The sequence below is a fragment of the Streptomyces sp. SCSIO 75703 genome (assembly GCF_036607905.1).
Lineage (GTDB): Bacteria > Actinomycetota > Actinomycetes > Streptomycetales > Streptomycetaceae > Streptomyces.
This window is the reverse complement of the sequence record NZ_CP144555.1, coordinates 5,821,306-5,835,355: the sequence shown is the minus strand read 5'-3', so window position 1 is coordinate 5,835,355 and position 14,050 is coordinate 5,821,306. Positions and strand designations below refer to the sequence as shown.

At 73.0% G+C, this 14,050-nt stretch carries 11 protein-coding genes and 1 pseudogene; 3 read left to right on the top strand and 9 right to left on the bottom strand.

Annotated elements, in window-relative coordinates; genetic code table 11:
- Positions 1 to 143 precede the first annotated feature (143 nt).
- On the bottom strand, positions 144 to 785 hold the full coding sequence (locus VM636_RS25720) for a PadR family transcriptional regulator (RefSeq protein WP_338485863.1): 642 nt from the start codon (positions 783 to 785) through the stop codon (positions 144 to 146).
- Positions 786 to 954: 169 nt separating this feature from the next.
- On the opposite strand from VM636_RS25720, the gene VM636_RS25715 reads away from it, so the two are divergent.
- On the top strand, positions 955 to 1,764 hold the full coding sequence (locus tag VM636_RS25715) for a PhzF family phenazine biosynthesis protein (RefSeq protein WP_338485862.1): 810 nt from the start codon (positions 955 to 957) through the stop codon (positions 1,762 to 1,764).
- Between the two features lie 91 nt (positions 1,765 to 1,855).
- Here VM636_RS25715 and VM636_RS25710 read toward each other — a convergent pair whose 3' ends face one another.
- Together VM636_RS25710 and VM636_RS25705 are read right to left on the bottom strand one after the other, a co-directional pair.
- Positions 1,856 to 2,707 (bottom strand): type II CAAX endopeptidase family protein, encoded by an 852-nt coding sequence (locus VM636_RS25710; RefSeq protein ID WP_338485861.1) that lies wholly within the window; start codon positions 2,705 to 2,707, stop codon positions 1,856 to 1,858.
- Between the two features lie 138 nt (positions 2,708 to 2,845).
- Positions 2,846 to 4,366: a glutamate-cysteine ligase family protein gene (locus tag VM636_RS25705; RefSeq protein ID WP_030418677.1), complete on the bottom strand. Its 1,521-nt coding sequence runs from the start codon at positions 4,364 to 4,366 to the stop codon at positions 2,846 to 2,848.
- 553 nt (positions 4,367 to 4,919) lie between these two features.
- On the opposite strand from VM636_RS25705, the gene VM636_RS25700 reads away from it, so the two are divergent.
- Positions 4,920 to 5,507 carry a hypothetical protein gene (locus tag VM636_RS25700; protein WP_053914110.1) on the top strand — a complete coding sequence of 196 codons (588 nt, stop codon included), beginning with the start codon at positions 4,920 to 4,922 and terminating at the stop codon, positions 5,505 to 5,507.
- Between the two features lie 322 nt (positions 5,508 to 5,829).
- Positions 5,830 to 6,009, top strand: a pseudogene (locus VM636_RS25695) (DUF5999 family protein); the annotation flags it as partial.
- A 69-nt stretch (positions 6,010 to 6,078) separates the two neighbouring features.
- Here VM636_RS25695 and VM636_RS25690 read toward each other — a convergent pair.
- From VM636_RS25690 to kdpA, 6 genes are all read right to left on the bottom strand, one after another.
- On the bottom strand, positions 6,079 to 6,843 hold the full coding sequence (locus VM636_RS25690) for a carbohydrate ABC transporter permease (protein ID WP_234312512.1): 765 nt from the start codon (positions 6,841 to 6,843) through the stop codon (positions 6,079 to 6,081).
- Positions 6,844 to 6,974: 131 nt separating this feature from the next.
- Positions 6,975 to 7,970, bottom strand: coding sequence for a sugar ABC transporter permease (locus VM636_RS25685; protein ID WP_338485860.1), 996 nt, complete (start codon positions 7,968 to 7,970; stop codon positions 6,975 to 6,977).
- Positions 7,971 to 7,976: 6 nt separating this feature from the next.
- Entirely contained in the window at positions 7,977 to 9,269 is a 1,293-nt protein-coding gene (locus VM636_RS25680; RefSeq protein ID WP_030418682.1) for an extracellular solute-binding protein, read from the bottom strand.
- A 293-nt stretch (positions 9,270 to 9,562) separates the two neighbouring features.
- Positions 9,563 to 10,216, bottom strand: coding sequence for a potassium-transporting ATPase subunit KdpC (kdpC, locus tag VM636_RS25675; protein ID WP_053914124.1), 654 nt, complete (start codon positions 10,214 to 10,216; stop codon positions 9,563 to 9,565).
- Between the two features lie 52 nt (positions 10,217 to 10,268).
- Positions 10,269 to 12,356 carry a potassium-transporting ATPase subunit KdpB gene (gene kdpB, locus VM636_RS25670; protein WP_199809337.1) on the bottom strand — a complete coding sequence of 696 codons (2,088 nt, stop codon included), beginning with the start codon at positions 12,354 to 12,356 and terminating at the stop codon, positions 10,269 to 10,271.
- A gap of 29 nt (positions 12,357 to 12,385) precedes the next feature.
- A complete protein-coding gene (kdpA, locus tag VM636_RS25665) occupies positions 12,386 to 14,050 on the bottom strand; it encodes a potassium-transporting ATPase subunit KdpA (RefSeq protein ID WP_030418685.1) in 1,665 nt (554 codons plus the stop codon).

Below are 14,050 nucleotides of genomic sequence, written 5' to 3'. Positions count from 1 at the left end.
GCGAGCCGCCTTGCGCCGGGAGCACCAACCGTCCCCCGGGCGGAGGCGCGCGCCGCTCGGGGGCCATGCCCGAGAGCAGGTCCCGGGCGGGCGCGCGAGGGCGCCCCCGCGGGGCGCCGGGGCCACCCGGCGCCGGCGCCGGGTCAGTCCTCGTCGGCGAGGATCAGGTACAGCTTCTTGCGGGCGTCACCGATGACCGCGAGGGCCTTCTCGCGCTGCTCCTTGCTGCCCGTCTTCCAGACCTGCCCGAACGCCTCCATCAGGCCGAATCCGGCCTGCCGGATGTCGTTCAGGGCCTCCCAGTCGACACCGCGGCCGGCGTCCTCCCAGGGAGCCTCGGGGCCCTCCTCGGCGGCGGTGCGGCCGGCCTCGGTGAGCGAGAAGAGCTTCTTGCCGCCCTCGCTCGCGCTGACGATCAGGCCCTCGTCCTCCAGGAGCTGGAGGGTGGGGTACACCGAGCCGGGGCTGGGCTTCCACGCCCCGCCGCTGCGTTCGGCGATCTCCTGGATCATCTCGTAGCCGTGCATCGGCCGGTCCTTCAGCAGGGCGAGGATCGAGGCGCGCACGTCGCCGCGCCGCGCCCTGCCCCGGGGGCCTCCGCGCCCGCGTCCGCCCCACGGTCCGGCACCGGGCCCGAAGGGGCCGCCGTGGCCACCCGGCCCGAAGGGTCCGAAGGCGGCACGCCGGCCGTCGAAGCCGCCGTGACCGCCCCCGCCGAAGGGGCCCTCGTGGCCGCGCCCGCGGCCGTGTCCACCGTGTCCACGCTCGTATCCGTGGCTGTGCATGATCATCACTCCATCCAGTCGTTGATCAGTCGCGACCTATTCGCGATGCCTCAACGATATATCGGCATAACTGGCCCGGCAAGCCCCTCCCCTAGCCGGTCCCCGCCAGGGGCCAGAGGTGTCGAGGTGGCCTTGGGACGGGGGTGCGCCGAGCGCTTAGCGTCGGGGGATGCGTATCCGAATCGTCGACGCCTTCACCGACCGCCCCTTCGCCGGCAACCCCGCGGGAGTCCTGCTCCTCGACGCCTTCCCGGACGACGAACGCCTCCAGAAGATCGCCCTGGAGGTCAACCACGCCGAGACCGCGTTCGCCCACCCCCTGCCCGAGGACGCCGAGGCCGACTGGGCGCTGCGGTGGTTCACCCCCGTCACCGAGGTCGCCCTGTGCGGCCACGCCACGCTGGCCACGGCCCACGTGCTGCGCACCACCGGCGCCCACCAGGGCCCGGTCCGCTTCGCCACCCGCAGCGGCGTCCTGACCGCCGCTGCGGAGGCGGACGGCTCGGTCACCCTGGACTTCCCCACCGCCCCGCTCACCCCGGCCGGGGTCCCGGACGGCGTGGCCGCGGCGCTGGGCGCCGAGCCCCGCGCGGTGTTCGACACCGGACCGTCGGTCGGGGACCTGCTCGTCGAGCTGGCCGACGAGCGCACCGTGCGCGCGCTGACGCCGGATCACCGCGCGCTGGCCGCCTACTCCGCGCGCGGGGTCATCGCCACCGCCCCGGCCGAGGACCCCTCCCTCGGCCACGACTACGTCTCCCGCTGCTTCTTCCCGAACGTCGGCATCGACGAGGACCCCGTCACCGGCAGCGCGCACACCGCGCTCGCCCCGTTCTGGTCGGCGCGGCTGGGCCGGCCCGTCCTCACCGGCCTCCAGGCGTCACCCCGCTCCGGCCACGTCCGCACCGAACTGCGCGGCGACCGCACGCTGCTCGGGGGCCGCGCGGTCACGGTGATCGACGGCGAGCTGCTGGCGTAGCCGAAGCCCGCGCGCCCTCCGGCACAGGACGGTGCGGGAAGGGGCAGGGGAACGGGGCGTACGGGCAGCTCGTACGCCCCTCTGCCGGAGGTCAGGCGGTGGGGAGCCAGCCGACCTTGCCGGCGAGCAGCGCGTAGCCCACGAAGGCCCCGATGTCGAGCAGCGCGTGGGCCACCACCAGCGGGCCCACCCGGCCCCAGCGCCGGTACAGCAGGACGAAGACGACGCCCATCACCACGTTGCCGACGAATCCGCCGATGCCCTGGTAGAGGTGGTACGAGCCGCGCAGCAGCGAGCTTCCGGCGAGCGCGGCGACGGGCGTCCAGCCCCTCTGGCCGAGCCGGCGCAGCAGGTAGCCGACGACGATGACCTCCTCGACGACCGCGTTCTGCACCGCCGAGAGGAGCAGCACGGGGTACTTCCACCACACCCCGGGCAGCGCCTCGGGGACCACGGTGAGGTTGAAGCCGAGGGCGCGGACGGCCAGGTAGAAGGCGATGCCGGTGCTGCCGATGACGGCGGCGACGACAGCCCCGCGGCCGAGGTCGGGCCAGGGGCGGGTGCGGTCGAAGCCGAGGGTGCGCAGACTGCCGCCCTCGCGCAGCAGGAAGTGGGCGACGAGTGCGACGGGGACCAGCGCCGTGGTGATGCCGAAGAGCTGCCAGGCGAGGTCGAGCCAGGGCCGGCCGGGCGCGGCGGAGGCGTTCAGGGTGGCGGCCTGGTCCCTGAGCCCGCCGGGGCGGGTGACGGAGCCGATGAAGCTGATCAGGGCGGAGACGCCGCTGGCCCCGAGCGAGAGGGCGAGGACGAGCAGTGTCTCGTCGCGCAGGGTGCGCCGGGTGAGCCGTTCCCGGGGGGACGCCGCCCCGGACGAAGGGGTCGTACGGTCCTGGGGGGTCGAGCCCTCAGGGAGTGAATCGGCCACCGCGCCCGCCTCCGCCATGCACACCTGATCTCTGCCGGGACGTCAGAGCTTGCCCGATCAGTATGCGGCGGTGCGCACCGGGGTGCCGCGAGCGGCCCGGGAGCCCGGCGATCACCGCGCGCCCCGCTCCCGCTCCCGCTTCTCCGGCCGCCCCCGTCAGCCGCCGAGCGGCACCGGTTCGGGGAGGCCGACGGGCCAGAGGTGGACCGGGTCGCCCCGGTTGGTCAGCTCGCGGTAGCGCCGGGTCGTGGCGGCCAGCGCCTCCTCCCGGGACAGTCCGGCCTCGCGGGCCGCGTGGAAGGTGGCCGCCTGCCAGGTGGCGCCGTTGACCCGGCGCCGGCAGCGCTCCTCGATCACACCGAGGTACAGGTCCCGGTCGGCCGGCTCCACGCCCCACGCGTCGAGCCCGGCCGCGGCCAGCGGGAGCAGTTCCTCGCGGACGAGGTCCGCGGCGTCGACCTCGGCCATGCCGCCCAGCCGGCCGCGCCGGGGCCAGGCGAAGCGGGCCTCGATGCCGTGGCGGCAGGCGGCGTCGAAGTTGGCGGCGGCGGACGCGAAGGGCAGCCGGGTCCACAGCGGCCGGGGCTCCTCGGCGAGCGCGCGCACGACGCCGTAGTAGAAGGCCGCGTTGGCGATGACGTCGGTGACGGTGGGCCCGGCGGGCAGGACGCGGTTCTCCACCCGCAGGTGCGGGACGCCGTCGGCGACGTCGTAGACGGGGCGGTTCCAGCGGTAGACGGTGCCGTTGTGCAGCACCAGTTCGGCCAGCCGGGGGACGCCGCCCGCGTCCAGGACCTCCAGCGGGTCCTCGTCGTCGCAGATGGGCAGGAGCGCCGGGTAGTAGCGGCGGTTCTCCTCGAAGAGGTCGTACGCCGAGGTCACCCAGCGCTCCCCGAACCAGGTGCGCGGGCGGACGCCCTGGGCCTGGAGTTCGGGCGGGCGGGTGTCGGTGGACTGCTGGAAGAGCGGGGGCCGGGACTCGCGCCAGAGTTCGCGGCCGAACAGGAAGGGCGCGTTGGCGCCGACGGCGATCTGCGCGGCGGCGACGGCCTGGGCCGCGTTCCACACGTCGGCGAAACGTTCCGGGGTGACTTGGAGGTGCAGTTGCACCGAGGTGCAGGCGGCCTCGGGGGCGATGGACTTCGAGGTGCAGACGAGGTGTTCGACGCCGTCGATGTCGAGGGTGAAGTCCTCGCCGCGGGCGGCCACGATCTGCGCGTTGAGCAGTGCGTAGCGGTCGACGGCGGAGAGGTTGGAGGAGACCAGGTCGTCGCGGTCGAGGGTCGGCAGAATACCGATCATCGCGATTGCGGCGTCCAGCTCCCCGGCTTTCCGGTCGGCATATGCCAGTGACGTCCGGATCTCCTCCGCCAGCCGGTCGAAAACCCGGCCCCCCAAACGGTGTGGAGCTATGTTCACTTCCAGATTGAACATGGCGAGTTCTGTCTGGAAGTCGCGACTGGCGATGCGTTCGAGCACTTGGGCATTCAGCATTTTCGGCATCCCGTCGGCTCCGACGAGATTCAATTCGATCTCCAGCCCCATCAGGTTCTTCGGGCGGTCGAACCGCTTCTCCGCCAGAAGCCGCTCCAGGCCGGTCAGGCATCGCTGGAGCTTGTCGCGGTAGCGCTGGCGATCGGACAGGTCGAACTGACCTGCCACGACCTTCTCTCCCATGAGAGAGTCCCTTCTCAAAGCGGTGGGCGGAGGAGCCGGCCGCCGATGTGCCGGTCAGGGTGGATGATGCCCAGCGGAAGCGATCGATAACGTCCCCGCGACCGTCCGGCACCCGCTACCCTGATGCGGTGTGACCGCTGGCACATTCACTAGGCATGACGGTGGCCGGCGGGTCGCGGAGTACGGAAACTCGTGAAAAACGCCGATGACTACAGGCCGACCGGCCCGCCGTCATTCCCCGAGGTCATCGCCGCCCCGCCGCCGTGGAATCCGGATTTATTACAGCAAATCGACGACCGGATAGGCCCTTGTTCCGGCCGCCCGGAACGGCTAGTGGAAACACGCCCTGAACATATGTCGTATAAACTCCGGGCAGGGCAGAGGACCGGCGCCCACGGCCGAGGTTCTCACCGGCGAGCCGGCGACCGGCACGCACCCGTCCACGTCTCGGCCCGTCCCGGACCCCGGTCCCTGCCTTCGCGACCCCGTGTGCTGACAGCGTCGTCCGCCCCGCCCTCGCGCCACCGTGCCTTCGAATGAGAGGCGACCCACCATGCCGCTGCACGTCCCCCCGGCTCCCGCGCCCGCACTGCGTTCCGTCCTGACCGCCCTGTCGTCGCCCACCGCGGTCCGGGAGGCCCGCACCCCGTCCCTGCTGGCCGCGCAGGGACCGCTGACGCCCGACCTGCCGCTTCCCGTGCACGTGCTGGACGGGACGACCCCCGAGGGGGTGACGGCCACCCGCCTGGCCGGCTGGCGGTTCCTGATCCGCGCCGGCGACCGCGCGGTCGCCGCGGCGGAGACCGTGCCGACCGCCGACGGCTGGGCCTTCTCCCGCTTCTTCGAGGGCCCGTACCTCGCCTCGACCGAGCGCGCCCTGCGCCAGGCGGAGGCGCTGGGCCAGCCCTACCAGGCCCGGCTGCTGTCGATCCCGGGGCTGTACATGCTCGCGCTGTGGCTGCACGGCGACCGTACGGCCGACCCTGCGGGCGGCCACCCGCAGGCCGGGGACCTGCTGGTGCCGCTCGCCCCGGCGCCGCCCGGCGTCGCTGCCCACCGTCCCCACCGGGTCGCCGAACTCCTCCCGGTACTGTCCCACCGCGTACGGCCGGCCCGGCTGCTGCGCTCCCCCGCCGCCTGACGACGGGGCACCCGGGTGACGAGTGACAGGGGAGGGTGAACGCGCCGCACGCGCGGGTGACGCCCTCCCCCCGGAGGGCGGCGGTACCGCGAAAAGCCTGCGGACCGCCGCCCTCCGGGACAACACTGGTGGCGACGGACCCACCACCACGGGGGCGAGCATGAAGGACCCTGCACACGACCAGGCGGCCACCACCGCACCGCGCCGCGGGACGGACACCACCGCGTCCGACCGCGAGGACGGCACCACCGCGTCCCGCCACGAGGCCGGCACCGGCGGGGGCCACGAGCGCGGTCACCGCGCCGGCGGGCCCGGTTGCCCGCACCGGCCGCCGTGCCCGTCCGCCGGCTCCCCCGGCCGGGAGTCCGCCCGGCTCGTGGCCCACCACCCGGAGCAGGGATGGAGCCTGCTCTGCAACGGCGTCGTCCTCTTCGAGGACACCGGCGAGCTGCTGCCCGACGGGCGCGTCATCGCCCCGCACCGCCCGCTCACCTCGGTCTGAGCACGAGGCGGCCAGACCACGGCCGCCCGTACGACATTCCCGTGCCCGGTACGAGAACGCCCCCGCCCCTCACCCCTTCGTGGCCCCCGCCGCCAAGCCCCCCACGAGCTGGCGTTCGGCGAGCGAGTAGAAGGCGAGGGCGGGCACCATGGCGAGCACCAGGTAGGCGAAGACCCGGGCGGTGTCGGCCGCGTACTGGCCCTGGAACTGCTGCACACCGATCGGAATGGTCCACCAGGTGGACTCGGTGAAGACCAGCAGCGGCAGGAAGAAGTTGTTCCAGCTCGTGACCACGGCCAGTACGGAGACCGTGCCGAGGGCGGGCCGCGCCATGGGCAGCAGCACCCGCCAGAAGAAGCCGAAGGGACCGCAGCCGTCCAGCGTGGCCGCCTCCTCCAGCTCGCCGGGGATCTCGCGGAAGAAGCCGCGCAGGATGATGATGGTCATCGGCAGCCCGAAGGCGGCCTGCGGCAGGATCACCCCGAGCGGGTTGTCCAGCAGTCCGAGGGAGCGCAGCAGCAGGAACAGGGGCAGGGCCGCGACCGCGAAGGGGAACATCAGCCCCATCGTGAACAGCGTGAACAGCAACTCCCGGCCGCGGAAGGCGAACCGCGCGAAGGAGAAGGCGGCCAGCGCCGAGACCGCGACGACGAGGACCGTGGTCGAGACCGCGATCAGCGTGCTGCTGCCGACCAGCCGCCAGAAGGAGCCGGACGCCAGGATGTCGGTGTAGTTGGAGACGACCCACGGGTCGGGCAGTCCGACGGGGTTGCGGGAGAGCTGGTCGGTGGACTTGAAACCGGACAGCACCGCGTAGAGCAGCGGGACGGCCATCACGGCGCCCACGGCGACCAGCACCACGTGCAGCGGCAGGGCCCGGCCGGTCCGCCGGCCGCGCCCCGGCGCGCCCGCCGGGGGGACCGGCTCCGGGGCGGGGCGCTCGGGCAGGGTCTTGCGGGCGAGCGTCACGTGCCGCCTCCTCGCATGGTCGTGGTGGCCCCCTGCAGATCGCGCCGGAGCACGAACCGCTGGTAGGCGAGGGCGAAGACGAGGCTGATGCCGAACATGACGACGCTGATCGCGCTGGCGTAGCCGACCTGGTAGCGCTTGAACCCGAACTGGAACAGGGTCACCGCCATGGTCTCCGAGTGGTGGTCGGGCCCGCCCTGGGTGATCACCCACACCAGGTCGAAGAGCTGGATCGCGCCGATGACGGACAGGAAGACGCTGATCCGCAGGGTGGGCGCGAGCAGCGGCAGGGTGACGCTGCGCAGGCGCTGCCAGGCGTTGGCGCCGTCGATGAGCGCCGCCTCGTTCAACTCCTTCGGGATGGACTGGAGTCCGGCCAGGTAGAGCATCATGTGGAAGCCGAAGTACTTCCAGGTCATCACCAGGAAGAGGGTGGCCATCACCATCGACGGATCGGCGAACCACTCCCCGCCCAGCCCCTCCAGGCCGACGCCGCCCAGGATCTGGTCGGCGAGGCCGTCGCCCGGCGCGAAGATCATGCTGAAGAGCACGCCGGTGATGGCCTCGGACAGCACGTACGGCGCGAAGAACAGCATCCGGTACACCGCCCGGCCGCGCATCCGCTGGTTCAGCAGGACGGCCATGGCCAGCGCGAACGGCAGTTGCAGGGCGACGGAGAGGACGACCAGGAGCAGGCAGCGCCACAGGTCGCCGAGGAAGACCGGGTCGGCGAAGAGCCGGCTGAAGTTCTCGGTGCCGACGTAGTCGGACGGCATGCCGAAGCCGCCCCAGCGGAAGAAGGCGGCGTACAGCGCGAAGAGGATCGGCAGCAGCACCAGGACCAGGAAGAGGACCAGCGCGGGGACCTGGAAGCCGACCGCGGTGAGCCAGTGCGCGGCGCGGCGCCGGGCCCGCCCCCGGTCCGGGCCGGCGGCCGGGGGCGGTGGGTCGGCGGGGCCGGTCCGCCGGTCCGGCAGGAAGGTGGAGGTCATGGTGGGCTACTGCTCTTCCTTGGCCGTCTTCGTGATCGACTCGGCGACCTGCTGCGGGGACTTGGAGCCGGCGATGAGCGCGGCGACGCTGTCGTTGACCTCCTGGCCGACGGCGGGGGCGTACGCCTGGTCGAGGTAGAGCTGGAAGCCGGTGGTGCCCTTGAGCTGCCGCTGGACGGCCCGGAGGTTGGGGTCGGCGAGGGCGTCCTCGGCGGCCGGGACGACGGGCAGCACGCCCGTCTCGCGGACGAGTTCGCGGTCGGTGGCGGCGGAGGCGAAGAACTTCAGGAAGTCGACGGCGGCCTGCGGGGCGCCCCGGCGCAGCGCGTGTCCCCCGCCTCCGCCGAAGACCTCGGTGATCGCCCCCTTGCCGCCCTCCACGGCGGGGAACGGGAAGAAGCCGAGGTCGTCGCCGAGGCCCTTGCCCGCGTCGGCCTCGACGACCGGGGCCCACTGGCCCATCAGCTCCATGGCGGCCTTGCCGTTGCCGACGGTGGCGGCCTGGCCGGTGGGGGTGGAGTAGGCGGCGCCGAGGAACCCCTTCTGGAAGGGCTGGAGGTCGACGAGTTCCTCAAGGTGCTGTCCGGCCTGGACGAAGTCGTCGCCGGTGAAGTCCTTGTCGTCGCCTGCCTTCTGCAGGGCGGTGGCGCCGGCGGTGCGCATCGCCAGGTAGGCCCAGTAGTACATGCCGGGCCACTTCTCCTTGCCGGCCAGGGCGATGGGGGTGGTGCCGGAGGACTTGAGGGCGCGTACGGCGTCGAGGAAGCCGCTCCAGGTGGTGGGCGGCGTGCTGATGCCGGCCTTCTCGAAGTGCGCCTTGTTGTACCAGAAGCCGACCATGCCGATGTCGAAGGGGATGCCGTACACGGCGCCGTCGACGAGGTAGGGCTCCTTGGCGGCCGGCAGGAGCCCCTCGGCCCACGGCTTCGTCCGCTCGGTGAGGTCCTCGACGAGGTCCGCCGCGATCTGTTGCCGCAGGACCCCGCCGCCCCAGGTGTGGAAGATGTCGGGGAGCTTCCCGGAGGCGGTCAGGGCGGTCATCTTCGCCTTGTAGGCGTCGTTCTCCAACTGGACGATCTTTATCTTGACCTTGGGGTTCTCCGCCTCGAACCGCTTGGCGAGCGCGTCCCAGACGTCCTTGGTGGGCTGGGTGGTGGAGATGTTCCACCACTCGACGGTGGTCGTCCCCGACGAGCCGGCGTCGGAGTCGCCGCCGCAGCCGCTGAGTGCGGTCATGCCCAGACCTGCCGCGGCGGAGGCCGCCATGAAGTTGCGGCGGGACAGTGCCGGGTCGCCCATCATGCGCTCCTTGGGTACGGGACGGCGTCCGAACGACCGTCCGCTGATGCGTTCCGAAAGTTTCGGAGGAAATCCAGAAAGCTGCGTTGATGCCGCACCCTAGAGACAGGCTTCAAACCGTGGCAAGCCCTTGTACGCGATGAATCTGGCCGTGGGCGCCACAGGAGGGGCCCGACAGCCCGAACCGAGCGGAAAGCAGCCGAAACTTTCGGCCGTGCTGGCGAACGTTGGGCGGTACTCTGCGTGCACCGTCCCGGCGACAGGCCGACGGCGGTCCCGCCCCCGGGGCCCGGTCAGCCCTTCGCCGCGAGCGCCTCGAGGGCGGTGTTGAGCGCGAGCACGTTGACGCGCGGCTCCCCGATGAAGCCGAGGTCGCGGCCCTCGGTGTGCCGCTCGACCAGCGCCCGGACCCGGCCGGCGGGAAGGCCGTTCTCCCGGGCCACGCGGCGCACCTGGAGGTGGGCGTAGGCCGGGGAGATGTGCGGGTCCAGGCCGGAGGCGGAGGAGGTGACCGCGTCGGCGGGGACGTCGGACGGCCGGACGGGGTGGCCCGGCACCGAGTCGAAGCGGGCGACGGCGGCGCGGGCCTCCTCGACCCGCCGGATGAGCACGGGGTTGTCGGCCGCCAGGTTGGTCGCCCCGGAGACGAGGAGGCGGTAGCGGGTGTTGAGGGTGTTCTCCGCCAGGCCCTCGGCGGGCCGGCCCTGGAACCAGCGGGGGTCGGGGCGCGTGCCGCCGGGCAGGTCGTAGGACTGCCCGATGAGCGAGGAGCCGACGACCCGGCCGCCCGCCGACACCCGCGAGCCGTCGGCACGGCCCGGGAACAGGCCCTGGGCGACCCCCGTGACGGCCAGCGGATAGACGACGCCGGTCAGCACCGTCAGGGCGAGCAGTGCCCTCAGTGCCGCCCCGAGCAGGCGGACGGTGGAGGAGACCGAGGCGTTCACGGAGATCACCACGCTTTCGGGGCCGTCGACGGCCCGGGGGCTTCGGGGGCCGTCACAGCCCCGGGAACAGGGACAGGAGCAGGTCGATGAGTTTGATGCCGGCGAAGGGCGCGACGAGCCCGCCGAGTCCGTAGAGGGCGAGGTTGCGCCGGAGCATCCGGTCCGCGCTCGCCGGCCGGTAGGCCACACCCCGCAGCGCGAGCGGTACCAGGGCCACGATGACCAGCGCGTTGAAGACGACCGCGGCGAGGATCGCCGAGTCCGGCGAGGCCAGCCGCATCACGTTCAGCCTCTCCAGTCCGGGATGGACGGCCGCGAAGAGCGCCGGGATGATCGCGAAGTACTTGGCGACGTCGTTGGCGACCGAGAACGTGGTCAGCGCGCCCCGGGTGATGAGCAACTGCTTGCCGATCTCGACGACCTCGATGAGCTTGGTCGGGTCGGAGTCGAGGTCGACCATGTTGCCGGCCTCCTTGGCCGCCGAGGTGCCGCTGTTCATGGCCACCCCGACGTCCGCCTGGGCGAGCGCGGGAGCGTCGTTGGTGCCGTCGCCGGTCATGGCGACCAGCTTCCCGGCCGCCTGCTCCTGTTTGATCAGCGTCATCTTGTCCTCGGGGGTGGCCTCCGCGAGGAAGTCGTCGACGCCGGCCTCCCGGGCGATCGCCTCGGCGGTCAGCCGGTTGTCGCCCGTGATCATGATCGTGCGGATGCCCATGCGGCGCAGTTCCGCGAACCTCTCGGACATGCCCGGTTTGACGACGTCCTTGAGGTGGATCACGCCGAGCACCCGGGCGCCGTGCTCGTCCTCGACGGCCACCAGCAGCGGGGTGCCGCCGGCCGTGGCGATCCGTTCGACCGGCTCGCGCAGCCCCTCGGGGACCCGGCCGCCGAGCCGGCCCACCCACGCGGCGACGGCGTCCGCCGAGCCCTTGCGGACCCGGCGGCCGTCGAGGTCCACGCCGGACATGCGGGTCTGCGCGGAGAAGGCGATCCACCGGGCGCCCGCCGGCCGCTCCCGGTACCGGTCGCCGAGCCCGTACGCGTCCTCGGCGAGGGAGACGATGGAGCGGCCCTCGGGCGTCTCGTCGGCGAGCGAGGAGAGCAGCGCCGCCTCCGCCACCTCCGCCTCCCGGCCGCCGGGCACCGGCACGAACCCCGCCGCCCGCCGGTTGCCGAGCGTGATCGTGCCCGTCTTGTCCAGGAGCAGCGTGGAGACGTCGCCGGCGGCCTCGACGGCGCGGCCGGACATGGCGAGCACGTTGCGGCGCACCAGGCGGTCCATGCCGGCGATGCCGATCGCGGAGAGCAGGGCGCCGATGGTCGTCGGGATCAGGCAGACCAGCAGCGCCACCAGCACGACCAGGGTGAGCCGGGTGCCCGCGTAGGCGGCGAACGGGGCGAGGGTGGCGCAGGCCAGCAGGAAGACGATGGTCAGCGAGGCGAGCAGGATGTTCAGCGCGATCTCGTTCGGGGTCTTCTGCCGGGCGGCGCCCTCGACCAGGCCGATCATGCGGTCGATGAAGGTCTCGCCGGGCCGCGTGGTGATGCGGACGACGATCCGGTCGGAGAGCACCCGGGTGCCGCCGGTGACGGCGCTGCGGTCGCCGCCGGACTCGCGGATGACCGGGGCCGACTCCCCGGTGATGGCGGACTCGTCGACCGAGGCGACGCCCTCGACGACGTCCCCGTCGCCCGGGATCACGTCCCCGGCCTCGCAGACCACCAGGTCCCCGACGCGCAGTTCGGTGGCCGGCACCGTGCTCCCGTCGGCCTTGCGGGCCACGGTGGTGGAGCGGGCCTGGCGCAGGGTGTCGGCCTGGGCCTTGCCGCGGCCCTCGGCCACCGCCTCCGCGAGGTTGGCGAAGAGCACGGTCAGCCAGAGCCAGGCGCTGATGGTCCAGCCGAACCAGTCGCCGGGGTCGGTGAAGGAGAAGGCGGTGGTCAGCACCGAGCCGGTCCACACCACGAAGATCACCGGCGAGGAGAGCAGCCCCCGGGGGTCGAGTTTGCGCAGCGCGTCGGGCAGCGCCGCGGCCAGTTGCGCCGGGCCGAGGGAGCCGGGGCCGGCCTGGCGCCGGGCGGCGTGGTGGGCGCGGGCCCTGCGGCGGTGCGGCGGGGTGGCGGGCGCGGACGCGGTCATGTGCTCCTCGGACCTCCTTCGGGGGCCGGTCATCGCGCCAGCCCCTCGGCCAGCGGGCCCAGGGCGAGCGCCGGGACGTAGGTGAGGGCGCCGACGATCAGGATGGTGCCCACCAGCAACGCGGTGAACAGGGGTTTCTCGGTGCGCAGGGTGCCCGCGGTGACCGGGGTCGGCTGCTGGCCGGCCAGCGATCCGGCCAGGGCGAGGACGAAGACGACCGGCAGGAAGCGGCCGAGGAGCATGGCGAGTCCGGTCGTGGTGTCGAACCAGTCCGTGTGCGCGTCCAGCCCCGCGAAGGCGGAACCGTTGTTGTTGGCGGCGGACGTGAAGGCGTACAGCACCTCGGTGAAGCCGTGCGCGCCCGGGTTGAGCATCGCGTGCCGCGGGGTCGGCAGGGCCATGGACAGGGCGGTGAGGACGAGCACCAGGGCGGGGGTGACGAGGAGGTAGAGGGCGGCCTGTTTGATCTCGCGGGGGCCGATCTTCTTCCCCAGGTACTCGGGGGTGCGGCCGACCATCAGTCCGGCGAGGAAGACGGCGATGACGGCCATGACGAGCATGCCGTAGAGGCCGGAGCCGGTGCCGCCGGGCGCGATCTCGCCGAGCGCCATGCCCAGCAGGGCGATCCCGCCGCCGAAGCCGGTGTACGAGGAGTGCGCGGAGTCCACGGCGCCGGTGGAGGTGAGCGTGGTGCTCACCGCGAACAGCGCCGACCCGGCGACCCCGAAGCGCACCTCCTTCCCCTCCAGGGCACCGCCCGCGATGCGCAGGGCGCCCTCGCGGTGGGCGAACTCGGTCCACATCATGAGCGCGAGGAACCCGGCCCAGATGACGGCCGTGGCGGCGAGGATCGCGTAGCCCTGCCGCGCCGAACCGGCCAGGACGCCGAAGGTGCGGGTCAGGGCGACCGGGATGACGAGGATCAGGAAGACCTCGAAGAGGTTGGTGACGGGCGTCGGGTTCTCGAAGGGGTGGGCGCTGTTGGCGTTGAAGTAGCCGCCCCCGTTGGTGCCGAGGACCTTGATGGCCTCCTGGGAGGCGACCGCGCCGCCGTTCCACTGCCGGGCGCCCCCGGTGAACTGGCCGACCTCGTGGACGCCGGCGAGATTCTGGACGACCCCGCAGGCGGCGAGGACGAGCGCGGCGACCGCGGCGAGCGGGAGCAGGACGCGGACCACGCCGCGCACCAGGTCGGCCCAGAAGTTGCCGAGTTCGGCGGTGCGGGTGCGGGCGAAGCCCCGGACGAGGGCGACGGCGACGGCCATGCCCACGGCGGCGGAGACGAAGTTCTGCACCGCGAGGCCGCCGGTCTGCACGACGTGCCCGAGCGTCTCCTCCCCGGCGTACGACTGCCAGTCGGTGTTGGTCACGAAGGACGCGGCCGTGTTGAACGCCTGCGCCGGCGGGACGGAGGCGAAGCCGGGGGAGCCCGGCAGCACGCCCTGCAGGCGCTGGAGCGCGTAGAGCAGGAGGACCCCGGCCAGGGAGAGCGCGAGCAGGGCGCGCAGGTAGGCGGGCCAGCGCATGCGGGTGTCGGGGTCGGCGCCGACGGCCCGGTAGATCCACCGCTCGACGCGCAGGTGCCGGGTGGAGGAGTAGACCCGGGCCATGTGGTCGCCGAGGGGGACGTACACGAGCGCGAGGGCGCCGAGGAGGGCGAGGGCCTGGAGGACGCCGGCGGTGACGGGACCCAT